The sequence below is a fragment of the Pseudomonas sp. GW821-FHT09E12 genome (genome assembly GCF_059416085.1).
The window spans coordinates 177097-201055 of the sequence record NZ_JBWKOM010000009.1; the positions used below are offsets into that span (position 1 = coordinate 177097).

Below are 23959 nucleotides of genomic sequence, written 5' to 3' on the forward strand. Positions count from 1 at the left end.
ATGGGTATCGATCTTCCGCTGATCTGGGCCGTGATCATCATCTTCGGCATCATGATGTACGTGGTCATGGACGGGTTCGACCTGGGGATCGGGATTCTCTTCCCGTTCGTCAAGGACTCCCGCGACCGTGACGTGATGATGAACACCGTCGCCCCGGTCTGGGACGGCAACGAAACCTGGCTGGTGCTGGGCGGTGCCGCGCTGTTCGGCGCCTTCCCGCTGGCCTATTCGGTGGTGCTTTCGGCGCTGTACATGCCGCTGATCCTGATGCTTATCGGCCTGATCTTCCGCGGCGTGGCCTTCGAGTTCCGCTTCAAGGCCAAGGAAGCCAAGCGCCACATCTGGGACAAGGCGTTCATCGGCGGTTCGGTGGCGGCGACCTTCTTCCAGGGCCTGGCGCTGGGCGCCTTCATCGATGGCCTGCCGGTGGTCGACCGCCAGTACGCCGGCGGTTCGCTGGACTGGTTCACGCCGTTCACCCTGTTCTGCGGTGTCGCGCTGGTGGTGGCCTATGCCTTGCTCGGCTGCACCTGGCTGATCATGAAGACCGAAGGCAAGCTGCAGGAGCAGATGCATGACCTGGCGCGGCCGTTGGCTTTCGTGCTGCTGGCGGTGATCGGTGTCGTCAGTATCTGGACGCCGCTGGCCCACCCGGAAATCGCTTCGCGCTGGTTCACCCTGCCGAATCTGTTCTGGTTCCTGCCGGTGCCGATCCTGGTGCTGGTGACCATGTACGGCCTGCTGCGCGCGGTGGCCCGCAATGCTCACTACACGCCGTTCCTGCTGACCCTGGTGCTGATCTTCCTCGGCTACAGCGGCCTGGGCATCAGCCTGTGGCCGAACATCGTGCCGCCGTCGATCTCGATCTGGGACGCCGCCGCGCCGCCGCAAAGCCAGGGCTTCATGCTGGTGGGCACGCTGTTCATCATCCCGTTCATCCTGGGTTACACCTTCTGGAGCTACTACGTGTTTCGCGGCAAGGTCACCCACGAAGACGGCTACCACTAGTCAATGCGCCGCTCCCCGCGCGGGAGCGGACCTGCTCGCGATGGCGCCCCGAGCGACGCCATCGTCTCCATTCCGAGAGGAGTATTCGATGATGGCTGGTAAACCCACGTTGCAGGAAATCGAAGAAGCCGAGAAGAAACCGCTCTGGCAGCGCCTGGGCTGGCTCGCCGGGATCTGGGTCGGCAGCGTGCTGGCGCTGTTTATCGTCGCCAGCCTGATGCGCATGTTCATGAACGCCGCGGGCTTGACCACACACTGATTTTTACTACCGCTCATCCCATCCCGTTGCCTTGCGGCACGGTTTTATAGCCCTCCTCTGGAGGGTTTTTTTTGCCTGCGCGATTGCCAAGCTTTTCTTCCGTAGGAGCAGCCGGTCGACGCTCGATTGCTCGCGATGAACGATAACGCAGTGCTTCAGGCATTCCGCGTGGCACGTATCGCGAGCAAGCTTCGCTCCTACAGAGAGGGGGATTATTTGCGGGCTTTGAGGATCACGAACTTGGGCGTGGCGGCCACTTGCTCGACGCCGCGGAACAGCCGCGCCAGCTTGCTGTGATAACCCAGGTGGCGGTTGCCGACGATGTACAGCGCGCCGCCCACCACCAGGGCTTCGCGGGCCTGCTGGAACATGCGCCAGGCGAGGAAGTCGCCGACCACCTGTTGCTGGTGGAAGGGCGGGTTGCACAGCACCACGTCCAGCGACTGCGGTTCCTGGCCGGCCAGGCCATCGCCAGCGCGCACGGTCACTTCGCGCTCGCCCAGGGTCGCGCGCCAGTTCTCCAGGGCCGATTGCACGGCCATGAAGGATTCGTCCACCAGGGTGTAATGGGCATCGGGGTTGTGCAGGGCGCTGGCGATGGCCAGCACGCCGTTGCCGCACCCCAGGTCCGCGACCCGGGCCTTGCCGAGGTTTTTCGGCAGGTGCGGGAGGAAGGCGCGGGTGCCGATGTCCAGGCCTTCGCGGCAGAACACGTTGGCGTGGTTGAGCAGCTCGATGGCGGGCTCGTCGAGCTTGTAGCGGGTCGGGTAGGGCGAAACCGCCGGGGTTTTCGCCTCCGGGGTGGCGATCAGTAAACGGGCTTTTTTCACCGCCAGCGAAGCCTGTACCGGGCCGATATAGCGTTCCAGCAGGTCGCCGGCGGCCCGTGGCAGGTGCTTGACCATCGCCGCCGCCACCACCTGGGCGCCCGGGGCCAGTTGGCCTTGCAGGCGGATCAGCTGTTCTTCCAGCAGGGCCAGGGTCTTGGGCACGCGGATCAGTACGCGGTCGAACGGCCCGGTCAACGGCTCGCTGGCCGGTACCACTGTTACGGCGTCGAATGGCAGGCCATTGCGCACCAGGTTTTTCTCCAGCGCCAGTGCGCCGAGAAACGAATCGCCGCTGCTGTGCACCTGTACGCGTCCGACCAGGCTGGCCGCCAGCGCGCCGAAGCTGTCGTTGAGCACCAGCACCCGGGTGTCCGCCGTCGGCTGCTGTTCGGCCAGGTGATTGAGCAAGTACTCGTCCGCTGCGTCGAAAGCTTGCAGGGGCTCGTTCTGTTGTTCGGGCTGGCGGATCAGGTCGAGCTGGGCGAAGGAGCTTTCGAGCAGGGGCATGGGACGGACTCTTGGTAATCGGTGAATGTCCTGCCGGCGGGAGGGGCGCGATGCGGGCTGGACCGTTCGGGCAGGTGGCGCGCAGGCCGCGTGGCAGGTGCCCGAAGAGGGGGCCAATGGTACGTTTTTTTGCGCTCGATTGCCCGCGCTCTATGCCATTACAAACCGCCGGTGTTTCTGCCGCGCGCTTTGCGGGACACTAAGGGCATTCGCTTATTGGAGCCTGCCATGACTGCCAGTGCAGAAAAATACACGCGCCAGACCTTGCTCGACGTCCAGCCCCTGACTCCCAGCCTGTTTACCCTGCGCGCCACGCGGGACGCGGGTTTTCGCTTTCGCGCCGGGCAATTCGCCCGCCTGGGGGTGACCAAGGCCGATGGCAGCACGGTGTGGCGCGCGTACTCCATGGTGTCTTCGCCCTTCGACGAGTTTCTCGAGTTCTTCTCCATCGTCGTGCCTGGCGGCGAGTTCACCAGCGAGCTGAGCCGGCTGGGGGAGGGCGATACCCTGATGGTGGACCGGCAGGCGTTCGGTTATCTGACCCTGGACCGTTTCGTCGATGGTCGCGACCTCTGGCTGCTGTCCACCGGCACCGGGATCGCGCCTTTTGTTTCGATCCTGCAGGACTTCGAAGTCTGGGAGAAATTCGAGCGGATTATCCTGGTCTACAGCGTGCGCGAAGCCAAGGAACTGGCTTATCAGCAATTGCTGGCCGAGCTGAAACAGCGCGATTATCTGGCGGAAGTTGCCCACAAGCTGCAAGTCATCACCACGGTGACCCGTGAACAGCATCCGGGCAGCCTCAACGGGCGGATCACCCATCTGATCGAGAGTGGCGAACTGGAACGTATCGCTGGCATGCCCCTGAGCGCCGAGCACTCGCGAGTGATGCTCTGCGGCAACCCGCAGATGATCGACGACACCCGCGCCTTGCTCAAACAACGGGACATGCACCTGAGCCTGACCCGGCGGCCCGGGCAGGTGGCGGTGGAAAACTACTGGTAAAAAAATGGCGCCGCCTGACTTGCAGGGGGCGCCGTTTTGTTGCGGCAGAAGCCTCAGGGCTTGTTGTTCTGCGCCTTGAGCAGGTCGCGGATCTCGCCCAGCAGCTCTTCTTCCTTGGTCGGAACCGGCGGCAGGGTTGGCGCCACGGCCTCTTCGCGCTTCAGGCGGTTGATCGCCTTCACACCCATGAAGATGGCAAAGGCAACGATGATGAAGTCGATCAGGCTCTGGATGAATTTGCCATAGGCCAGCACCACGGCCGGCGTCTCGCCGACAGCTTCCTTGAGCGTGATCGCCAGATCACTGAAGTCCACCCCACCGATCAGCAAGCCGATTGGCGGCATGACTACATCGCCAACAAATGACGAGACGATCTTGCCGAATGCGGCGCCGATGATAATACCGACGGCCATGTCGACCACATTACCTTTGACCGCGAAGGCCTTGAACTCACTTAGCACGCCCATAGGTTATTCCTTGTTACAGATGAGGTTGGTGAACGCAGTGTAATTCAGCACAAGGCATCTTGCTTGCAACAACTGCTTACAGCGTTCGCAGTTATCGACCGAGTTAACGGCAAATAGTTTACAAAGTGCCATCAATCGCGCGCGAAATACCTGCGCTTGCTCTTACATACCAGAATATTTTTTCAATCAGACTGTTGCGACCTTTCTATTTAGAGTTCGACTCTTTGGTCACTAGCCTCTGACAGGCGCACCTGGATGCGTTCGATTAAAACCAGAGGAATAAAACATGACCATGATCATTGGCCTTGGGAGTTTTTCCCAACGACGCGTATTGGGCGTACTCGCCGCCAGTATGCTTTCTCTTTCCGTACAGGCCGCCACTCTGACCCGCGACAACGGGGCCGCGGTGGGCGATAACCAGAACTCGCAGACCGCGGGCGCTACCGGACCGGTATTGCTGCAGGATGTGCAGTTGATCCAGAAGCTCCAGCGTTTCGATCGCGAGCGCATTCCAGAGCGGGTGGTGCATGCCCGTGGTACCGGTGCCCATGGTTCCTTCACCGTGACCGACAGCCTGAGCGACCTGACCAAGGCCAAGGTATTCGCCGCCGGCCAGGTAACACCGGTATTCGTACGTTTTTCCGCGGTAGTGCATGGCAACCATTCGCCGGAAACCCTGCGTGACCCGCGTGGTTTTGCTACCAAGTTCTATACCGCCGATGGTAACTGGGACTTGGTCGGCAACAACTTCCCGACTTTCTTTATTCGCGACGCGATCAAATTCCCGGACATGGTGCATGCATTCAAACCTGATCCGCGCACCAACCTGGATGACGATTCCCGGCGCTTCGATTTCTTCTCCCATGTTCCGGAAGCCACCCGGACCCTGACCGAGCTGTATTCCAATTCCGGTACTCCGGCCAGTTACCGGGAAATGGACGGTAACGGTGTGCACGCCTACAAGTTGGTGAATGCCAAGGGCGAAGTGCATTACGTGAAGTTTCACTGGAAGAGTTTGCAGGGCATCAACAACCTCGATCCCAAACAAGTGGTCGAGGTGCAGGGGCGCGATTACAGCCATATGACCAATGACCTGGTGACGCATATCAACAAGGGCGACTTCCCGAAATGGGACCTGTATGTCCAGGTCCTGAAGCCGGAAGATCTGGCCAAGTTCGATTTCGACCCGCTGGATGCCACCAAGATCTGGCCGGGCGTGCCTGAGCGCAAGGTCGGGCAGATGGTGCTCAACCGCAACCCGGCCAACGTGTTCCAGGAAACCGAACAGGTGGCTATGGCTCCGGCCAACCTGGTGCCGGGCATCGAGCCGTCGGAAGACCGCCTGCTGCAAGGCCGGGTGTTCTCCTATGCCGATACCCAGATGTACCGCCTGGGCGCCAACGCCCTGCAATTGCCGATCAACGCGCCGAAAGTCGCGGTGAACAATGGCAACCAGGACGGCGCGATGAACAGCGGCAGCACCAGCACCGGCGTGAACTACCAGCCGAGCCGCCTGATGCCGCGTGAAGAGCCGCAAAGCGCGCGTTACAGCCAGCTGGCGCTGAGTGGCAGCACCCAGCAGGCGAAGATCCAGCGCGAGCAGAACTTCAAGCAGGCCGGCGATCTGTATCGTTCGCTGAGCCAGAAGGAGCGTCAGGACCTGATCGAGAACTTCGGCGGTTCCCTGGCGACCACCGATGACGAGAGCAAGCACATCATGCTGTCGTTCCTCTACAAGGCCGATCCGGAGTACGGCACTGGCGTGACCAAGGTGGCCAAGGGCGACCTGGCCCGGGTCAAGGCCCTGGCCGCCAAGCTGTCGGATTGATCCCACCCCGCGTCACGCCCCTGGCGTGACGCTTCCTCTTTATATAGGCGCGAGGCTTGCCCGCGAAAGGCCGCAAAGCGGCTCCAATACCGGTGATGGCGTTCTAACTGACGAGCGTATTTGCCCCGGTTGAAGTCATTGCGGGCAAGCCTCGCTCCTACAGAATCTTTGAGACAAGGGAGTCGCACCATGCGCCTGTTCATTTCGCTGCTGCTGGCCGCCTGCTCGCTGGGCGCTCATGCGCAGCAGCCGGCCCCCGCGGACCCGGTGGCGGTCAAGGTCCAACTAGAGAATTACTACTTCGATGCGGCCCGTCGCGGCGACGTCGATATGCTCAATACCTTTATCGAGGCCGGTTATTCCCTCGATACCCAGGACGAGAAGGGCTACACCGCCCTGATCCTCGCGGCATATCACGGCCAGGGGCCGGCGGTGGAGCGTTTGCTGGCCGCCGGTGCCGACGCCTGCGTGCAGGATAAAAGGGGCAACACGGCGCTGATGGGCGCCATCTTCAAGGGCGAAGTGAAGATCGCCCGGCGCCTGCTGGCCACCGACTGCAACCCCGACCAGCGCAACGGCGCCGGCCAGACGGCGGCGATGTACGCCGGGCTGTTCAAACGGGTGGAGCTGCTCGACGCCCTGGCGACCAAGGGCGCCGACCTGAATGCCGAGGACTCGCTGGGCAACAGTGCCACGCGTCTGGCCGAGGGCGAAATCCGCACGGTGGCGCCGCGCTGATCCGCTCCAGCTGAGCTATCATCGCGGTTTTTGCCCGGGGGATCAGATGGCCAAGGCCAAGCGCATGTACGGCTGCACCGAGTGCGGCGCAACCTTTCCCAAATGGGCCGGCCAGTGCGGCGAATGCGGGGCCTGGAACACCCTGACCGAAACCATGGTGGAAAGCGGCGGTGCCGCGGCCCCCAGCGGTCGTACCGGCTGGGCCGGGCAGCAGGCGCAGATCAAGACCCTGGCCGAGGTCAGCGTCGAAGAGATCCCGCGTTTTTCCACGGCTTCCGGCGAACTGGACCGGGTGCTCGGCGGCGGCCTGGTCGACGGTTCGGTGGTGCTGATCGGCGGCGACCCGGGGATCGGCAAGTCGACCATTTTGTTACAGACCTTGTGCAACATCGCCACCCGCATGCCGGCGCTCTACGTCACCGGCGAGGAATCGCAGCAACAGGTGGCGATGCGCGCCCGGCGCCTGGGCCTGCCCCAGGACCAGCTGCGGGTGATGACCGAAACCTGTATCGAAACCATCATCGCCACGGCCCGGCAGGAGAAGCCCAAGGTCATGGTGATCGACTCGATCCAGACCATCTTCACCGAGCAGCTGCAATCGGCCCCCGGCGGTGTTTCCCAGGTGCGCGAGAGCGCGGCGCTGCTGGTGCGTTACGCCAAGCAGAGCGGCACGGCGATCTTCCTGGTGGGCCATGTGACCAAGGAGGGTGCGCTGGCCGGGCCGCGGGTCCTCGAGCACATGGTCGACACCGTGCTGTATTTCGAAGGTGAATCCGACGGCCGCCTGCGCTTGCTGCGGGCGGTGAAGAACCGTTTCGGCGCGGTCAACGAACTGGGCGTATTTGGCATGACCGACCGCGGCCTGAAAGAAGTTTCCAATCCTTCGGCGATCTTTCTCACCCGTGCCCAGGAAGAAGTCCCGGGCAGTGTGGTCATGGCTACCTGGGAAGGCACCCGGCCGATGCTGGTGGAAGTCCAGGCGCTGGTGGATGACAGCCACCTGGCCAACCCGCGGCGGGTTACCCTGGGCCTGGACCAGAACCGCCTGGCGATGCTGCTGGCGGTACTGCACCGCCACGGCGGCATTCCGACCCACGATCAGGACGTGTTCCTCAACGTCGTCGGCGGGGTCAAGGTGCTGGAAACCGCCTCCGACCTGGCGCTGATGGCGGCGGTAATGTCGAGCCTGCGCAATCGGCCCTTGCCCCACGACTTGCTGGTGTTCGGCGAAGTCGGCCTGTCTGGTGAAGTGCGCCCGGTGCCGAGCGGCCAGGAGCGCCTCAAGGAAGCGGCCAAGCACGGCTTCAAACGGGCCATCGTGCCCAAGGGCAATGCCCCTAAAGAGCCACCGCCGGGCTTGCGAATCATTGCGGTAACCCGTCTGGAGCAGGCGCTGGATGCGCTGTTCGAATGACCCCTTGTGCCACTGAAAGGAAGCAGTTGATGCAGATGACAGGAGCGGGCCTTGGCGCCCTTGGTTTTACGCTGTTGTGGGTAAGCGGCCTGGCTGTGGCCAGCCAGGAAGATGCGCCGCACGGCTATCGGATTGCCCAGGAATTGCTGGTCGGCGACGGCACGGTGCTCGAGGTCCTGGAAGACCGGCGCATCACCGCGCAATTGCATGCGCAGAGCTGGGGCAGTGGCCTGGACGAGGAAACCTTCGACGAGTCGACGGACAGCGAGCACCAGCCGCAGCTGGAGGCTCGGGTGCGCCTGGTGTCGGAGGTTGGCGAAGTGCTGGCCGAGCAGTCCCTGGGCTACCCGCTGGCGAAGGTGGAGAAGGTACCGCTCAGTGGCCTGCCATACCCGGCATTTTTCCTCACCGTCGATCAGACGGCCCCAATGGGCAGCTATAGCGGCCCGGCCACGCAGATCCTGGCGCCGACGCAAAGCCGCTTGGAGCCCGTACTGTATCGGGACGAAAACGGGGAGCAGCGCCCGCTGGCGATGGCCCAGACCGGCAAGGCGGCCTGGCAGATCCTTCCATCGGCATCGGGGGCTACCGAGTCGATCGCCCAGGTGTCTTCGGCGCCTGCCAGCGAGGGTGACGATTTTGTGACCACCTACCGGATTTATCGCTGGGTGGACGGGCAGTGGACCGCCGCCAGTCGGCAACAGCCCGGTTATTGGGATATGGAAAGCGAATTTCCCGAGCCCTCGGCATTCCCCTGAACGGCTGACGGGAAGAGGCGGGCGCTCAAACCTCCAGCAGCGCCCCCAGCTCGCGCTCCAGCTCCTGCGGGTCGGCGAGATTCAGTTCGATCAGCCGGCGCAGATGTTCGATCGACTCCAGGTCTATATGTAGGCAGACGAAGCCCAACTGACCGTGATCGTCGTGCGCCAGTCGCACGTCCATGCGTACTTCGGCGTCATCGCTCAAATGGATATCGGCTTCGAACGGCTGGCTTTCGTCCCCCAGCCAGGGATCGGGGCGCTGGATCAGCATGCCCCTGAGCGAGAGATCGACCAACTGCACGGACCAGCGATAAGGGCCCTGGCTCAGTTCGGTACGGGCATCGAAGGCGATGCGTTTGAAACGGCGACGATCGGAATGGTGTTCGCTCATGAGCAGCCCCTCTGCATGGTGAAATGACTATAGACCCGGGTTTGCCCAACCCGCTACAGCCAGCGGCGCACCTTGCGGCAATAGTCACGGTAGCGGTCGCCGAACAACTCCAGCAGATGGTGCTCGTCCGGCCGGATCACCGTCAGGTTCATCAGGTAAATCAGCAGCGGCAACAGCAGCCACGGCCACAGGCTGCCGAGCAACAGGGCGATGGCGCAGTAACCCAGGGTGTCGCCGAGATTGATGGGGTTGCGCGAGATTGCGAACGGGCCATCGCACAGCAGGCGCCGGGGTTCGCCGGCATTGCTGGTGGTGGTGTGCCGTTGCCTGAGACGCCACATCGCCCAGAACGACAGGCCCTGGCCGCCGATAATCAACAGCAGGGCCAGGGTGCGCAGCCAGCCGTTGACCGGGACCGGCAAGGGCACACCGTCGGCAAGCGACAGCGCCGCCACCAGGAACAGCAGATACAGCAGCGGTGGTGACAACGGCGGTCTATTGGGCGGCGCGGGCATGGGCACTCCAGACGACGAGTCCTTACAGGTGCGACCGCTTTTTCGCTCGGGTGGTTCAGTGCTCCGGGAACGGTTGCACCGAGGCGGTGCAAAACCTAGGAAAAAACTCAAAAGGACGCTCTAGACCAACGTGGGGGGTGGCCTTTGGGGCCAGTAGCGCTAAACTCCGGATGGCTGTCTTTCTTGTCCACCCTGGCTGGAATAATAAAATGAAAAATAATAATAGCCCGCTACGCCACTTACCCTGGCTGGTGCTGGCAATCGTAGGAGCGTGCGCCCTCGGCGTAGTGGCATTGCGCCGCGGCGAGGCGATCAACGCCTTGTGGATCGTGGTCGCTGCCGTGGCCATCTATCTGGTCGCATACCGTTACTACAGCCTGTTCATCGCTAACAACGTGATGCAGCTCGATGCGCGCCGGGCCACCCCCGCCGTGCTCAACAACGACGGTCTGGACTACGTTCCGACCAACAAGCACATTCTCTTCGGTCACCACTTCGCGGCCATCGCCGGCGCGGGCCCGCTGGTGGGTCCGGTACTGGCGGCGCAGATGGGCTACCTGCCCGGCACGCTCTGGCTGATTGCCGGGGTGGTGCTGGCGGGGGCGGTGCAGGACTTCATGGTCCTGTTCATGTCCACCCGGCGCAACGGCCGTTCCCTGGGCGACATGGTCCGTGAGGAAATGGGCCGGATCCCGGGGACCATCGCGCTGTTCGGCTGCTTCCTGATCATGATCATCATCCTCGCGGTGCTGGCGCTGATCGTGGTCAAGGCCCTGGCCGAAAGCCCGTGGGGCATCTTCACGGTGATGGCGACCATCCCGATCGCGATGTTCATGGGTGTCTACATGCGCTACATCCGCCCGGGCCGCATCGGTGAAATCTCCATCATCGGCGTGCTCCTGCTGCTGGGCTCGATCTGGCTGGGGGGCCAGATTGCCGCGGATCCCGTGTGGTCCAAGGCCTTCACCTTCACCGGCGTACAGATCACCTGGATGCTGATCGGCTACGGTTTCGTCGCCGCGGTGCTGCCGGTATGGCTGATCCTGGCACCTCGCGACTACCTGTCGACCTTCCTCAAGATCGGCACCATCATCGCCCTGGCGATCGGCATCCTGATCACCATGCCCGAGCTGAAGATGCCGGCGCTGACCCAGTTCACCGACGGCACCGGCCCGGTCTGGAAAGGCGGCCTGTTCCCGTTCCTGTTCATCACCATCGCCTGTGGCGCGGTGTCCGGCTTCCACGCGCTGATCTCTTCCGGGACCACGCCGAAGCTGCTGGATAACGAAACCAACGCCCGTTACATCGGTTACGGCGGCATGCTGATGGAGTCCTTCGTGGCCATCATGGCGATGGTTGCCGCTTCGGTGATCGAGCCTGGCGTGTACTTCGCCATGAACAGCCCGGCGGCCATCGTCGGCGGTGACGTGGTCACTGTGGCGCAGACGGTCAGCAGCTGGGGCTTCGCCATCACTCCGGACGCCCTGCAAGCGGTGGCCAAGGACATCGGTGAAACCACCATCCTGGCCCGTGCCGGCGGTGCGCCGACCCTGGCGGTCGGTATCGCGCAGATCCTGCACACGGTGCTGCCGGGCGAGAACACCATGGCGTTCTGGTACCACTTCGCGATCCTGTTCGAAGCGCTATTTATCCTGACCGCGGTGGACGCCGGTACCCGTGCCGGTCGTTTCATGCTGCAGGACCTGCTGGGTTCCTTCGTGCCGGCACTGAAACGCACCGAGTCCTGGACCGCCAACCTGATCGCCACCGCCGGCTGTGTGGCCCTTTGGGGTTACCTGCTGTACCAGGGCGTGATCGATCCGCTGGGTGGTATCAACACCCTGTGGCCGCTGTTCGGCATCTCCAACCAGATGCTGGCGGGTATCGCGCTGATGCTCGGCACCGTGGTGCTGATCAAGATGAAGCGTCAACGCTACATCTGGGTGACCTTGCTGCCAGCCGCCTGGCTGCTGATCTGCACCACCACCGCGGGCCTCATCAAGCTGTTCGACGCCAACCCGGCAGTCGGTTTCCTGGCCCTGGCCAAGAAGTACAGCGATGCCCTGGCCAATGGTCAGATCCTCGCGCCGGCCAAGGACATCACGCAGATGCAGCACGTGATCTTCAACGCCTACACCAACGCCACGCTGACGGTGCTGTTCCTGCTGGTGGTATTCAGCATCCTGTTCTACGCCCTCAAGGTGGGTATTTCCGCCTGGGGTAAAAAAGAACGCACGGATAAAGAATCGCCATTCCATGCACTGCCAGATGCTTGATCGAGGACTGCAATCGTGTTCAATGACCTGAGTCGCCTCGGTAAATACCTCGGTCAGGCCGCGCGCCTGATGGTCGGCATGCCCGACTACGACAACTACGTCGAGCATATGCAGACCAAGCACCCGGACAAGCCGGTGATGTCGTACGAGGCGTTCTTCCGGGAACGCCAGGAAGCACGGTACGGCGGCAAAGCCGGGCCCAAATGCTGTTGATTCGTTAGTCCCTCTGTAGGAGCGAGCGTGCTCGCGAAAAACGTAAAGACGCCGAGTTCATTCTGAACGCACATGGTGTCCTTGAGTTCTTCGCGAGCAAGCTCGCTCCTACAGTTGTTTTTGCGTTCCCATTTTTTCAGGAGAACCGCTTTTGTCCTCTCCAATCCCCGTCACCGTTCTCAGCGGTTTCCTCGGCGCCGGCAAGACCACCTTGCTGCGCCACCTGCTCAAGGCCGAACACGGTCTGAAAATCGCCGTGATCGAAAACGAATTCAGCGATGCCGGTATCGACACCCAGTTGCTGGGCGACGAGCCGGTGCAAGTGATGACGCTGTCCAATGGCTGCGTCTGCTGCACCATCCACACCGATCTGACCAAGGCGCTGTACCTGTTGCTGGAACGGCTGGACAGCGGCGAGATCGCCTTCGACCGGCTGGTGATCGAATGCACCGGGCTGGCCGACCCCGCGCCCGTGGCCCAGACCTTCTTCATCGACGAAGAGCTGCGCGAGCGCTATATCCTCGACGGCATCATCACCCTGGTGGACGCCAAGCACGCCGAGCACCACTTGACCCAGACCATCGCCCAGGCCCAGATCGGCTTCGCCGACCGTCTGCTGGTGAGCAAGCGCGACCTGGTGGACGAGCAGACCTTCAATGCGCTGAGCGAGCGCCTGACCCGGATCAACCGCCGTGCGCCGATCCGTGTGGTCGAGCATGGGCGCATCGATTTGGCCGAACTGCTGGATGTGCGAGGCTTCAACCTGAATGCCGACCTGGGCGGCGGTGTCAGCCTGCGTCCGGTGAGCAAGGCGCCTTCCATCGATCGTATTTCCAGCCTGGTGCTGCGCACCGACGCGCCGCTGGATATCGACCGGCTCAGCGAGTTCATGAACGAACTGCTGGAAGAACACGGCAAGCAGCTACTGCGCTACAAGGGCGTGCTGAACATTGCCGGCGAGCCACGGCGCCTGGTGTTCCAGGGCGTGCTCAAGCTGTACGGTTTCGACTGGGATACCGAATGGGCCGAAGGCGAGGCGCGCGAGAGCGTGATTGTGTTCATTGCCGACGATCTGCCGGAAGAAAAGATCCGTGCCGGATTCGCCCGGATGGCGGCGCAGTAGTTTCGTTACACATTTGCCACGAGGTCATCGCGAACAAGCCCGCTCCGGTCTGCAGGAGCGAGCGTGCTCGCGAAACGCCGGTTACTGTGGAACCGCGCTGGCCTTGAGCAACCTTTCCTCCAGGTGAGCCAGGTGCCCGGTCATCAAGGCGACCGCGGCCTTTACGTCACCGTCTTCGATGGCATCGACAATCGCCGCGTGCTCCTGCCAGGCGCAATGGCTGCAGGCGCGGGTTTCATGGTGGGCAATCGCCAGTGACGTCAGCGGCACCAGGCTGCCGAGGAAATGCGCCAGCGGCGCGTTGCCGGCCACCTCGGCCAATTGCAGGTGGAACTCGCCGGACAGGCGGATCGCTGGGCCACGCAAGCCGCGGTCGATGCAATCGCGCTCAGCGGCGATCAGCTCCCGCAGACGCTTGAGGTTGCGCGGTACCGGTTGCTGGCAGGCGAGCCTGACCAGGGTGATTTCCGTCAGGCGTCGGGCGTGCAGGATCTGTCGCGTTTGCTCGTGGTCCGGAGCCGCCACCTGAGGCCGGTGGTTGGGCCGCAGGATGATCACCTGTTGATGGGACAAGCGCGCCAGGACCTGGCGAATGATGCTGCGACTGACCCCGAACACTTCGCCGAGGCTGTCCTCGGTGAACCGGCTGGCGGGGGCGATGCGTTGTTCGAGAATGGCATCGAAAATCTGCGGATAGACATCGTCGACCAGCAGTTTTTTCTCGCCGCTGCGGCGCCGTGGCAGGGCAGCGGGGAGGGGGAATGCAAGTTTGTTCAAGGCGTAGCTGGCCATGGCCTGTCTCCAGTCCGGTTACCGATACGAAAGTGTTGTGCGGCTTAGTTGCCCAGATGGTCGTCCGGGATGTTCAGCTCGATGCCCATGCGCTGGCCTTCCCTGAGGATGTGCCGGCGCATTTCGGCACTGGCCAGCGCGCTGTTCTTGTTGCGGATCGCCCGGACCACCGCTTCGTTTTCTTCCAGGCGTTCGGCCAGGTGCTCCGGCGAGTTGCGCAGGATCTCAGCGCTCTGCTTGAGGGCGTTGCTGGTCTGCTGCACCACGTTCTGGAAGATCGGGTTGGAGGTCAGGGTGAACAGCTCTTCATGGAAGGCGATGTAGGCGTTCATCCCGGCTTCGCTGTCGTTGGCGTCCAGGGCCTCGCGCATGTCCATCAGGGTCAGGCGCAACTGGCCCACTTCCTTGCTGCTGATGGACTGCGCCACCAGGCCGACGATGAACGGCTCGAGGGTGTAGCGCAGTTGCAGCACATCCTCGAGGCTGGCGCCCGCCACGCCGCTGTCGCTGGCCGGTTGTTCGTTGAGGCTGGCCTCCAGCACCACCACGCCTTTGCCGGGCATGGAGCGCACCAGGCCCAGGGTTTCCAGAACAGTCACCGCCTCGCGCAGGCTCGGGCGGCTGATGCCCAGTTGCTCGGCCAATTCACGTTGTCCCGGCAGCATGTCGCCGGAGCGCCATTGGCCACGGGCCAAGGCCGCCCGCAGCTTTTCTACCACTGAATTTACAACCGTTGACGAGGTGATCACTGTTCACTCCCTGGAATATGGCGGATGAGGCCCATGGCAGGCGCTGATTGTTGTGCCTGCCGGCGAGAGGCACAAGGCATGCCTCAGAACTCCTGCTGCTGCGCGCCGGGCAGCGGCTTGCGCGGTTGGAAACCATAGCCCTGCTGGCCGCTCAGGACTTTGTTGGCCCGTTGAATATCGATGTCTTTTTCCCAGCGGGCGATCGCCACGGTGGCGACGCAGTTGCCGATCAGGTTGGTCAGCGCCCGGCCGATGCCCATGAACCAGTCCACCGCCAGCACCAGCACCAGGCCCACCACCGGGATGGCCGGGATCGCCGTCAGGGTGGCGGCCAGGATTACCAGCGCCGAACCGGGAATCCCGTGGGCGCCTTTGGAGGTGATCAGCGATACCAGCAGGATGGTCAGCAGGTCGGACATCGACAACGGCGTACCGGTGGCATTGGCGATGAAGACGATGGCCAGGGTCAGGTAGATCGAGAACCCGTCGAGGTTGAACGAATAACCCGTCGGGATGACCAGGCCGACCGTGGAACTGCCGATGCCCAGGTGCTCCAGTTTGCGCATGATCTGTGGCAGTACGGCGTCGGAGGAGGCGGTGCCGAGGACGATCAGCAGCTCTTCGCGCAGGTATTTGAGGAACGGCAGCATGCGCAGGCCGGAACAGCGCATGACCAGCCCGAGAATCACCGCCACGAAGGCGAAGCAGGTCAGGTAGAACAGGCCCACCAGGCTGCCCAGGTGCTGCAGCGAGTCCAGGCCGTATTTGCTGGTGGTGAAGGCGATGGCGCCGAACACGCCGATCGGCGCCAGGCGCACGATCATGCCCATGATGCGGAAGATGATATGGCTGAGTTCGTTGATCAGCCGCGAGATGCCGGAAGCGGCTTCGCCCACCAGGTTCAGCGCGCTGCCGAACAGCACGGAGAACAGCAGCACCTGCAGGATGTTGTTTTCGGCGAAGGCGCCCAGTACCGAGTTGGGGATCAGCCCCATCAGGAACTCGGAGGTGCCGTGCATGTGCTGGCTGCGCTGGGCGATGTCGCTCATATCGGCGGCGGACAGCTGTTCCAGATGGATATTGGCGCCGCTGCCGATGCCGGTGGTGAAGGCGAAGACCAGGCCGATCACCAGGGCGATGGTGGTCAGGACTTCGAAGTAGATGACGGATTTGAGCCCGATGCGTCCGACCTTTTTCAGGTCGCCGGCGCCGGAGATGCCGCTGACCACCACGCAGAAGACGATCAGGCCGATCAGCATCTTGATCAGCTTGATAAAGGCGTCGCCCAGTGGCTTGAGTTGCGAGGAGTATTCGGGGAGTGTCAGTCCGCACACGATGCCGAGCATCAGTCCGAGGACTACCTGGAGGAAAATCGAACGCGAGCACCATCTGAGCATGAGGGGAATCCTGGTCGGTGTCCCGGCTGCCGTGCGCGGAGCGCATCAGATTCGGGACTTAATTATTGTGGTCTTACCGGTATGTCCAGTGCAGGCGCAGTCTATGCCTGAGTTTCCCGCGAATACAAGGGTAAATCCGAAAATTGGCATGACCGGTCTGACCAGTGGTGCTGGTCCTGTAGCGCCGCTGCCGTAGGCTGCGATAAGGCCGAAGGCCTTCCTGCGATCTTCAGAGTGTCGCGGCCGTGCCGGCCGATCGCAGCCTGCGGCAGCGGCTACAGGCCCCGGGCCAGACAATTCGCGGCCGAAAAAAAGCCCGGCGCGAAGGCCGGGCTTTTCAGGTAACGCTCTGCTAATTAAGCGCCGTATACCGGCAGCTTCTTGCAGATGGCTTTGACTTTCTCACGAACGGCGTCGATCACCGCTTCGTTATTCAGGTCAGCCAGGATGTCGCAGATCCAGCCCGCCAGTTCCTTGCACTCGGCTTCCTTGAAGCCGCGAGTGGTCACAGCCGGAGTACCGAAGCGCAGGCCGGAGGTAACGAACGGGGAGCGTGGGTCGTTTGGCACGGAGTTCTTGTTCACGGTGATGAAGGCCTTGCCCAGGGCGGCATCGGCGTCTTTACCGGAGATTTCCTGCTTGATCAGCGACAGCAGGAACAGGTGGTTCTGCGTACCGCCGGAAACCACGTCGAAACCGCGCTCGATGAACACGCCGGCCATGGCCTGGGCGTTCTTCACCACTTGTTGCTGGTAGGCCTTGAACTCAGGTTGCAGCGCTTCCTTGAAGCAGATGGCCTTGGCGGCAATCACGTGCTCCAGCGGGCCACCCTGGGCGCCCGGGAATACCGCGGAGTTCAGCTTCTTCTCGATGTCGGCGTTGGCGCGCGCCAGGATCAGGCCGCCACGTGGACCGCGCAGGGTCTTGTGGGTGGTGGTGGTTACCACGTCGGCGAAAGGCACCGGGTTCGGGTAGACGCCAGCGGCGACCAGTCCCGCAACGTGAGCCATATCAACAAAGAGATAGGCACCGACCTTGTCGGCGATTGCGCGGAAGCGTGGGAAGTCCAGGACCTGCGAGTAGGCAGAGAAGCCGGCCACGATCATCTTCGGCTTGTGCTCGACCGCCAGGCGCTCGACTTCATCGTAGTCGATCAGGCCGTTGGCATCGATGCCGTACTGGATGGCGTTGTACAGCTTGCCGGAGGAGGAAACGCTGGCGCCGTGGGTCAGGTGACCGCCGTGGGCCAGGCTCATACCCAGGATGGTGTCGCCAGCCGACAGCAGCGCCAGGTAAACGGCGGCGTTGGCTTGCGAGCCGGCGTGCGGCTGAACGTTGGCGTAGTCGGCGCCGAACAGCTCCTTGGCACGGTCGATGGCCAGCTGCTCAACCACGTCGACGTATTCGCAGCCGCCGTAGTAACGCTTGCCTGGGTAACCTTCGGCGTATTTGTTGGTCAGCACCGAGCCTTGAGCTTCCATCACCGCAGGGCTGGTGTAGTTTTCCGAAGCGATCAGCTCAATGTGCTCTTCCTGGCGCTGAGCTTCTTGCTCCATGGCGGCAAAGAGATCGGCGTCGTACTTGGCAATAGTCAAATCACGGCTGAACATGGCGGTCCTCAAGGATCGGGGCAGAAAAGGGGGGCATTCTAACCCAACGGGTTTTAGATGGCATATGAAAGGACATCATGTCGCAGACAAGTGGTGTTCATGAGCTGCCCAGGCTGAGTCCTGTAGCCGCTGCCGCAGGCTGCGATCGACCACGCAGTGGTCGTGCTCTTGAGGCCAGAAGGCCTTCGGCCTTATCGCAGCCTGCGGCAGCGGCTACAGGGAAGGCGATACCCGGGGTCAATCGAACATGAACAGCGCGTCGTTGCTGAACTGCCCTTCGAAGCTGTTGGCCGGCATCGGCCGGCCGAACAGGTAACCCTGGACTTCGTCGCAGCCGTGCTCGCGCAGGAAGTCCAATTGCTCATGGGTTTCCACCCCCTCGGCGATCACTGCCAGGTTCAGGCTGTGGGCCATGGCGATGATGGCGCGGGCGATCTGCGCGTCCTGCTCGCCGGACGGCAGGCCGTCGACGAAGGTGCGGTCGATCTTCAAGACATCGATGGGGAATTGCTTGAGGTAGTTCAGCGATGAATAACCGGTGCCGAAGTCGTCGACTGCGATGCTCAGGCCGAGGTTCTTCAGCCCGTCGAGGATCTGCATCGCCTCGCTGACTTCGCGCATCAGGATACTTTCGGTCAGCTCCAGCTCCAGGCAGGCTGGCGGCAGGCCGGTGTCCTTGAGGATGGTGGCGATCCGCATGCCCAGTTGGCCATCGGAGAATTGCCGGGCCGAGATGTTCACCGAGACCTTCGGCACCCGGACCTTGGCCTGGTGCCAGGCCTTGAGCTGGCGACAGGCTTCGCTGATAACCCAGTCGCCGACATCCACCACCAGCCCCAGTTCTTCGAGCACCGGGATGAAGTCCCCCGGCGGTACCAGCCCGCGTCGCGGATGGCGCCAGCGCAGCAGGGCCTCGGCGCCGGTCAGGCGCTTGCCGTCGCCGCTGAACTGCGGCTGGTAGTAGAGAATGAATTCCTGCTGTTCCAGGGCGTGGCGCAGGTCGCTTTCCAGCTCCAGGCGTTCCAGGGCGCTGGCGTTCATGTCGGCCTGGTAGAACTGGAAGTTGTTCTTGCCGCGCTCCTTGGCGTGGTACATCGCGGTGTCGGCGTTTTTCATCAGCTGGCTCAGTTCGTTGCCGTCCTGCGGGCTCAGGGCGATGCCGATACTGGCGGTGACGAAGAACTCACGGCCTTCGAGCACGAACGGCTTCACCAGGCTGGCAAGAATCTGTTCGGCAACGTGGATCGCCCGGTTCAGGGCGATCTCGCGGCTGCTCCGCGGTTGCAGGAGCAGGGTGAACTCATCGCCGCCCATGCGCGCCACGGTGTCGTCATCGTCGACGCAATCGAGCAGGCGGGTGGCCATCTCCTTGAGCATCCGGTCGCCCGCGGCGTGGCCCAGGGAGTCGTTGATCGGCTTGAAACGGTCCAGGTCGAGGAACATCAGCACCACCCAGGACTTCTGCCGCTCCGCCGATTGCAGGGCGGTGTGCAGGCGGTCCTGGAACAGGGTGCGGTTGGGCAGGTGGGTCAGGGCGTCGTAGTAGGCCAGGCGGTGAATGCGCTGTTCGCTGGCCTTGCGTTCGCTGATGTCGGTGAAGAAGCATACGTAGCTGGCCAGGTCGCCTTCGTCATCGAGTACCGCGGTGATGCCGACCCAGGCCGGATAGTGCTCGCCGTTGCGACGCTTGAGCCAGACCTCGCCTTCCCAGGTGCTGTGCTGGTGCAGCTGCTTGAGCACATAGCGCAGGTGGGCTTCCTGCTGTTCGTCGACGGTGAGCATGTTCGGCAACTGGTCGAGCACCTGGGACACCGCGTAGCCACTGACCCGGCTGAACGCCTCGTTGGCCTGGACGATGTAGCCCGCCGGGTCGGTGATCAGGATCGCCGAGGTCGAGTGCTCGAATACCGTGGCCGCCATGCGCAAGTCTTTTTCCGCGCGACGCTGCTGGCTGATATCGCGGCCGACCCCGAGCACGCCTTCGAAAGCGCCGTGTTCGTCCCACACCAGCACCAGGCGCAACTCGATCGGAATCTTGCGCCCGTCGGCCCGCAGGCAGTCGAACAGGAACAACTGGGTCTGCACCTGGTTACGCAGGCGTGCCAGTTGCTCGGGCTTGTCCAGGGCCTTGCTGACCCGCTCCATCAGGGCGTAGATGCCGGTCAGTTGCTGCGGGTTGGCGATGGTCGATTGCCAGCCGTTCTGGAAGATCCACTCCACGTCATAACCCAGTACCGACTGCACCGAGGGGCTGACATAGTTGAGGGCCATCTTACTGTCGGTGGAGAAAATCACGTCGCTGATGCTTTCGGCGAGCATGCGATAGCGTCGTTCGCTGTCGCGCAGGGATTCGCTGGCCTCGATCTGGTCGGTGATGTCCTTGGCCACGCCGATGATGCGCGTGACCTGATCGTACTTGTCCCGCGCCAGGGCCTGTTCGCGGATGTCGAAACAGCGCCATTGGCCGCTGCGGTGGCGAAAGCGCAAGTGGCACTGCAGCAACTGCAGGTAGCCGGCATGCCGCTGTTCCTGGCGCAGGCGGTGATAGAGGTCGGCGTCTTCCGGGTGCAGGAGGATTTCCCAGAAATACTCGCCCATCTGGTGCAGTTCGGTCTTGTTGTAGCCGAGGGTCTGGCCTAGGTGATGGTTGCTGAAGATCATCCGCTGGCTGATGACGTCCTGCACATACAGGTGGTCCGGCACGGTGCGCACCACATCCGACCAGAAACCCTCGCGCTCCAGCAGCGACAGCTCGATGAGCTTGCGGCTGGTGATGTCGCTGATGCTGAGGATCACCGCGCGATAGTCGCAGGGGTCTTCCGGCAGGCGCAGTACCAGCCACAGATGCTGGTCGTGGCCCTGGGCGTCGCTGAGGCGGATTTCCAGCTCCAGCTGTTTGTGCTGGTTGATCACGGTCTCCAGCAGCTGGTTGCCGATGGCGCTGTTGTGGAGCGGGCTGCCTTCGATCAGCAGTTTCCAGGCCTGCTCGCAGGAGTCGACGTTGAGCAGCCGCAGGGCCACCTGATTGACCTCGGTGACGCGCAGTTCTTCAAGCAGCAGCTGGCGCTGCTGTGGGCTGTGCTCCAGCCAGGCCTTGAGCTGTTCGCTGTCGTGCAGTTGCGCCTTGTCGAGAAACGCCGGCAGCCCGGAGATATCCAGGACACAGAGAGCGACCCCGGTGCCTTCGAAAATATCCTGATAGCGCCGACGCCCTTCGTGCAACTGACGCTGGCGGCGGCGCATGTTCAGCAACGCGATCACCGGCAGCAGGGAAAACGCCAGCCCCAGCAGGCACTTGGCGATAAACGCCGGCAACAGTTGCTCGATCACCGCGCGATCGTCGAACAGGCCGCGCAATTGCCAGTCGCTATTGCCCAGTGGCGCGACCAGCACGCTGTTGGCTATGTCGTCGGTGCTCACCGGGGTGTTGCTGCCGTCGTCGCGGCTGAGGGTTTTCTGGTTCAGGCGGTTTTCAATGACCCAGGTCGGGTGAAAACCCTGGTCGGGACTGGGCTCCAGGGACTGGACGAAAGACGGTGCCAGGCGCAGCACCCAGTAACTCTTGAGGGCGCCGCTGGGCTGGTGCAACAGCAGCTGTACCAGCGCGCCGTTGGTGGCGTTGCTGTAGTAGTAGCGCTGGCCGCGGCTGCGGCTGGTCAGCTCGGCGAGCCATGCGGCGTCCTGGCCGTCGGCGCCACTGTCGTTGATGAGCTGGCCCTTGGCATCCAGCAGCGCGATGCTTTGCAGGTCGGGCAGGGACAGCTGCAGCCTTTTCAGCAGCAGTTGTTGCTGTTCGGCATTCTGGGGCGGCTCGACGATTGGCAGCAGGTTGAGGGCGATCTGCGCATTGAGTGCCAGGTTGAGGCTGATGTGCTCGGCCAGGTCGGCGTTGTAGTCGATCGCGTGTTGACGCTGGTCTTTGCGGGTCTGTTGCAGTTGGTCGAGCAGTTGCCAGAACAGCAGGGCGAGCAGCAGCAGGACCAGGGTCGCCAGCACGCCTTTCAGGGTGCCGCGCAGGGGCGAGCCGGACGCAGGTGCAGGTGCGCGCAGGGAAAAGGGCGGAGTGGCATTGGACAAACTGTGATCCTGCGGTTTGGCTGGACTGGCGCGACGTGCACTATAAGCCGGACGCCCGAAGGGCGGCTAGCATGCCTTGAGTTGTGGCAAAGTGCCAGTCCCGGCTGGCTGGACCTTGCCCGGCCATTGAGGTAGCTTTGCCGGTTACGCGGGAGCGCTCCAGCTCCAGACAATCAGGCTTTTTCCGTACGCAGGCATTGATCACGATCAAATGCCGGCGCCGCGCATGGCCTGGCCCGGGCTTCGCCCGCTCTCCATTCATCAGTCACTGACGCTAGGTTCATCATGGCTCAATACGTCTTCACCATGCATCGGCTGGGAAAAGTTGTTCCGCCGAAGCGGGAAATCCTGAAAAACATCTCTCTGTCGTTCTTCCCGGGCGCCAAGATCGGCGTGCTGGGCCTCAACGGTTCGGGTAAGTCCACCCTGCTGAAAATCATGGCCGGCGTCGACACCGAGTTCGAGGGCGAAGCCCGTCCGATGCCCGAGCTGAACATCGGCTATCTGCCTCAGGAGCCTCAGCTGGATCCGACCAAGACCGTGCGTGAAGTGGTCGAGGAAGCGGTCAGCGTGATCAAGGACGCCCAGGCGCGCCTGGACGAGGTCTACGCGGCCTACGCCGATCCGGATGCCGACTTCGACAAGCTGGCCGCCGAACAGGCCAAGCTCGAAGCGATCCTGCAGGCCAGCGATGGCCACAACCTGGAGCGCCAGCTGGAAGTCGCCGCCGATGCGCTGCGCCTGCCGGCCTGGGACGCCAAGGTCGAACACCTGTCCGGTGGTGAAAAGCGTCGCGTGGCCCTGTGCCGCCTGCTGCTGTCCGCTCCGGACATGCTGCTGCTCGACGAACCGACCAACCACCTGGACGCCGATTCCGTGGCCTGGCTGGAACACTTCCTCCATGATTTCCCGGGCACCGTGGTTGCGATCACGCACGACCGTTACTTCCTGGACAACGTCGCCGGCTGGATTCTCGAGCTCGACCGCGGCGCCGGTATTCCTTACGAGGGCAACTATTCGGGCTGGCTGGAAGCCAAGTCCGATCGTCTGGCCCAGGAATCCAAGCAGCAGTCGGCCCATGAAAAGGCCATGAAGGAAGAGCTGGAGTGGGTGCGCAAGGGCGCCAAGGCTCGCCAATCGAAATCCAAGGCCCGTCTGGCCCGCTTCGAAGAAATGCAATCGCAGGAATTCCAGAAGCGCAGCGAGACCAACGAGATCTACATCCCGGCCGGTCCGCGCCTGGGCGACAAGGTCATTGAGTTCAAGAACGTCACCAAGGGCTACGGCGATCGCGTGCTGATCGACAACCTGTCGTTCTCCATGCCAAAAGGCGCCATCGTCGGCGTGATCGGCGGTAACGGCGCCGGTAAGTCCACCCTGTTCCGTATGCTGATGGGCAAGGAAACGCCGGACTCGGGCAGCATCGAAGTCGGCGAAACCGTGCAGCTGGCTTGCGTCGACCAGAGCCGCGAAGACCTGGACGGCAGCAAGACTGTGTTCCAGCAGATCTCCGACGGTTCCGACCAGATCCGCATCGGCAGCTACGAGATCCCGTCGCGTACCTACGTCGGTCGCTTCAACTTCAAGGGCGGCGACCAGCAGAAGTTCGTCAAGGACCTGTCCGGTGGTGAGCGTGGCCGCCTGCACCTGGCCCTGACCCTGAAAGAGGGCGGCAACGTCCTGCTGCTCGACGAACCGTCCAACGACCTCGACGTCGAAACCCTGCGTTCCCTGGAAGAAGCCCTGCTGGACTTCCCGGGCGCCGCCATTGTGATCTCCCACGACCGGTGGTTCCTTGACCGTGTCGCGACCCACATCCTGGCGTACGAAGACGACTCGCAAGCGGTGTTCTTCGAAGGCAACTACACCGAGTACGAAGCCGATCGCAAGAAGCGCCTCGGCGACGCGGCAGCCCAACCGCACCGCGTGCGTTACAAGAAACTGGCCTGATCCGGGCAAGTTGCTTGAAAGAAACGGAGCCTTCGGGCTCCGTTTTTTT

Annotated in this window: 20 protein-coding genes; 11 read left to right on the forward strand and 9 right to left on the reverse strand. The window is 62.7% G+C overall.

The features are described from left to right. Complete coding sequence (gene cydB, locus AC07PQ_RS24910; protein ID WP_053262756.1) at nt 1-1008, forward strand: cytochrome d ubiquinol oxidase subunit II; 1008 nt, start codon at nt 1-3, stop codon at nt 1006-1008. Nucleotides 1009-1099: 91 nt separating this feature from the next. Next, complete coding sequence (locus AC07PQ_RS24915) at nt 1100-1267, forward strand: DUF2474 domain-containing protein (RefSeq protein ID WP_023969448.1); 168 nt, start codon at nt 1100-1102, stop codon at nt 1265-1267. 212 nt (nt 1268-1479) lie between these two features. Here the strand turns inward: AC07PQ_RS24915 and AC07PQ_RS24920 are convergent, their stop codons facing one another. After that, a complete protein-coding gene (locus tag AC07PQ_RS24920; protein WP_493186535.1) occupies nt 1480-2604 on the reverse strand; it encodes a methyltransferase in 1125 nt (374 codons plus the stop codon). A gap of 228 nt (nt 2605-2832) precedes the next feature. On the opposite strand from AC07PQ_RS24920, the gene AC07PQ_RS24925 reads away from it, so the two are divergent. After that, nucleotides 2833-3609 carry a ferredoxin--NADP reductase gene (locus AC07PQ_RS24925; protein ID WP_493186534.1) on the forward strand — a complete coding sequence of 259 codons (777 nt, stop codon included), beginning with the start codon at nt 2833-2835 and terminating at the stop codon, nt 3607-3609. A 53-nt stretch (nt 3610-3662) separates the two neighbouring features. On the opposite strand, the gene mscL is transcribed toward AC07PQ_RS24925, so the two are convergent. Then, entirely contained in the window at nt 3663-4076 is a 414-nt protein-coding gene (gene mscL / locus AC07PQ_RS24930) for a large-conductance mechanosensitive channel protein MscL (RefSeq protein ID WP_007930031.1), read from the reverse strand. 286 nt (nt 4077-4362) lie between these two features. Between mscL and katB the strand changes: the two genes are divergently transcribed. The 4 genes from katB to AC07PQ_RS24950 all read left to right on the forward strand — a co-directional run bounded on the left by katB (nt 4363) and on the right by AC07PQ_RS24950 (nt 8814). Further along, nucleotides 4363-5904: a catalase KatB gene (katB, locus tag AC07PQ_RS24935; protein WP_493186533.1), complete on the forward strand. Its 1542-nt coding sequence runs from the start codon at nt 4363-4365 to the stop codon at nt 5902-5904. Nucleotides 5905-6093: 189 nt separating this feature from the next. Next, the gene (locus AC07PQ_RS24940) at nt 6094-6642 is read left to right on the forward strand and encodes an ankyrin repeat domain-containing protein (protein ID WP_493186532.1); all 549 of its coding nucleotides are present in this window, start codon (nt 6094-6096) and stop codon (nt 6640-6642) included. A 46-nt stretch (nt 6643-6688) separates the two neighbouring features. Continuing rightward, nucleotides 6689-8056 (forward strand): DNA repair protein RadA, encoded by a 1368-nt coding sequence (gene radA, locus AC07PQ_RS24945; protein WP_007930034.1) that lies wholly within the window; start codon nt 6689-6691, stop codon nt 8054-8056. Nucleotides 8057-8085: 29 nt separating this feature from the next. Beyond that, a complete protein-coding gene (locus tag AC07PQ_RS24950; RefSeq protein ID WP_493186531.1) occupies nt 8086-8814 on the forward strand; it encodes a hypothetical protein in 729 nt (242 codons plus the stop codon). 25 nt (nt 8815-8839) lie between these two features. Here the strand turns inward: AC07PQ_RS24950 and AC07PQ_RS24955 are convergent, their stop codons facing one another. Both AC07PQ_RS24955 and AC07PQ_RS24960 read right to left on the reverse strand, forming a co-directional pair. Then, complete coding sequence (locus tag AC07PQ_RS24955) at nt 8840-9208, reverse strand: PilZ domain-containing protein (RefSeq protein WP_007930036.1); 369 nt, start codon at nt 9206-9208, stop codon at nt 8840-8842. A 53-nt stretch (nt 9209-9261) separates the two neighbouring features. Next, nucleotides 9262-9723 carry a methyltransferase family protein gene (locus AC07PQ_RS24960; protein ID WP_007930037.1) on the reverse strand — a complete coding sequence of 154 codons (462 nt, stop codon included), beginning with the start codon at nt 9721-9723 and terminating at the stop codon, nt 9262-9264. Between the two features lie 209 nt (nt 9724-9932). Between AC07PQ_RS24960 and AC07PQ_RS24965 the strand changes: the two genes are divergently transcribed. From AC07PQ_RS24965 to yjiA, 3 genes are all read left to right on the forward strand, one after another. Beyond that, entirely contained in the window at nt 9933-11999 is a 2067-nt protein-coding gene (locus AC07PQ_RS24965; RefSeq protein WP_007930038.1) for a carbon starvation CstA family protein, read from the forward strand. Between the two features lie 15 nt (nt 12000-12014). Continuing rightward, the gene (locus AC07PQ_RS24970; RefSeq protein WP_007930039.1) at nt 12015-12212 is read left to right on the forward strand and encodes a YbdD/YjiX family protein; all 198 of its coding nucleotides are present in this window, start codon (nt 12015-12017) and stop codon (nt 12210-12212) included. A 151-nt stretch (nt 12213-12363) separates the two neighbouring features. Beyond that, nucleotides 12364-13335: a GTPase gene (gene yjiA / locus AC07PQ_RS24975; protein WP_053262749.1), complete on the forward strand. Its 972-nt coding sequence runs from the start codon at nt 12364-12366 to the stop codon at nt 13333-13335. Between the two features lie 81 nt (nt 13336-13416). On the opposite strand, the gene AC07PQ_RS24980 is transcribed toward yjiA, so the two are convergent. The 5 genes from AC07PQ_RS24980 to AC07PQ_RS25000 all read right to left on the reverse strand — a co-directional run bounded on the left by AC07PQ_RS24980 (nt 13417) and on the right by AC07PQ_RS25000 (nt 21960). Beyond that, entirely contained in the window at nt 13417-14127 is a 711-nt protein-coding gene (locus AC07PQ_RS24980) for a GntR family transcriptional regulator (protein WP_492571860.1), read from the reverse strand. A gap of 44 nt (nt 14128-14171) precedes the next feature. Beyond that, nucleotides 14172-14876, reverse strand: a complete 705-nt coding sequence (locus AC07PQ_RS24985) for a FadR/GntR family transcriptional regulator (RefSeq protein WP_007930042.1) — start codon at nt 14874-14876, stop codon at nt 14172-14174. Between the two features lie 83 nt (nt 14877-14959). Continuing rightward, complete coding sequence (locus tag AC07PQ_RS24990) at nt 14960-16273, reverse strand: C4-dicarboxylate transporter DctA (RefSeq protein WP_007930043.1); 1314 nt, start codon at nt 16271-16273, stop codon at nt 14960-14962. Between the two features lie 356 nt (nt 16274-16629). After that, a complete protein-coding gene (gene glyA / locus AC07PQ_RS24995; protein ID WP_007924771.1) occupies nt 16630-17883 on the reverse strand; it encodes a serine hydroxymethyltransferase in 1254 nt (417 codons plus the stop codon). A gap of 237 nt (nt 17884-18120) precedes the next feature. Next, nucleotides 18121-21960, reverse strand: coding sequence for a sensor domain-containing protein (locus AC07PQ_RS25000; RefSeq protein WP_493186530.1), 3840 nt, complete (start codon nt 21958-21960; stop codon nt 18121-18123). A gap of 285 nt (nt 21961-22245) precedes the next feature. Between AC07PQ_RS25000 and ettA the strand changes: the two genes are divergently transcribed. Next, entirely contained in the window at nt 22246-23910 is a 1665-nt protein-coding gene (gene ettA / locus AC07PQ_RS25005) for an energy-dependent translational throttle protein EttA (RefSeq protein WP_007924767.1), read from the forward strand. Nucleotides 23911-23959: the final 49 nt, after the last annotated feature.

Coding starts and splice junctions, on each gene's coding strand:
- radA (WP_007930034.1), top strand. CDS start 6,689: ATGGCCAAGGCCAAGCGCATGTACGGCTGCACCGAGTGCGGCGCAACC.
- AC07PQ_RS24990 (WP_007930043.1), bottom strand. CDS start 16,273: ATGCTCAGATGGTGCTCGCGTTCGATTTTCCTCCAGGTAGTCCTCGGA.
- AC07PQ_RS24960 (WP_007930037.1), bottom strand. CDS start 9,723: ATGCCCGCGCCGCCCAATAGACCGCCGTTGTCACCACCGCTGCTGTAT.
- AC07PQ_RS24920 (WP_493186535.1), bottom strand. CDS start 2,604: ATGCCCCTGCTCGAAAGCTCCTTCGCCCAGCTCGACCTGATCCGCCAG.
- ettA (WP_007924767.1), top strand. CDS start 22,246: ATGGCTCAATACGTCTTCACCATGCATCGGCTGGGAAAAGTTGTTCCG.
- cydB (WP_053262756.1), top strand. CDS start 1: ATGGGTATCGATCTTCCGCTGATCTGGGCCGTGATCATCATCTTCGGC.
- mscL (WP_007930031.1), bottom strand. CDS start 4,076: ATGGGCGTGCTAAGTGAGTTCAAGGCCTTCGCGGTCAAAGGTAATGTG.
- AC07PQ_RS24955 (WP_007930036.1), bottom strand. CDS start 9,208: ATGAGCGAACACCATTCCGATCGTCGCCGTTTCAAACGCATCGCCTTC.
- katB (WP_493186533.1), top strand. CDS start 4,363: ATGACCATGATCATTGGCCTTGGGAGTTTTTCCCAACGACGCGTATTG.
- AC07PQ_RS24965 (WP_007930038.1), top strand. CDS start 9,933: ATGAAAAATAATAATAGCCCGCTACGCCACTTACCCTGGCTGGTGCTG.
- glyA (WP_007924771.1), bottom strand. CDS start 17,883: ATGTTCAGCCGTGATTTGACTATTGCCAAGTACGACGCCGATCTCTTT.
- AC07PQ_RS24980 (WP_492571860.1), bottom strand. CDS start 14,127: ATGGCCAGCTACGCCTTGAACAAACTTGCATTCCCCCTCCCCGCTGCC.
- AC07PQ_RS24950 (WP_493186531.1), top strand. CDS start 8,086: ATGCAGATGACAGGAGCGGGCCTTGGCGCCCTTGGTTTTACGCTGTTG.
- AC07PQ_RS24925 (WP_493186534.1), top strand. CDS start 2,833: ATGACTGCCAGTGCAGAAAAATACACGCGCCAGACCTTGCTCGACGTC.
- AC07PQ_RS24940 (WP_493186532.1), top strand. CDS start 6,094: ATGCGCCTGTTCATTTCGCTGCTGCTGGCCGCCTGCTCGCTGGGCGCT.
- AC07PQ_RS24915 (WP_023969448.1), top strand. CDS start 1,100: ATGGCTGGTAAACCCACGTTGCAGGAAATCGAAGAAGCCGAGAAGAAA.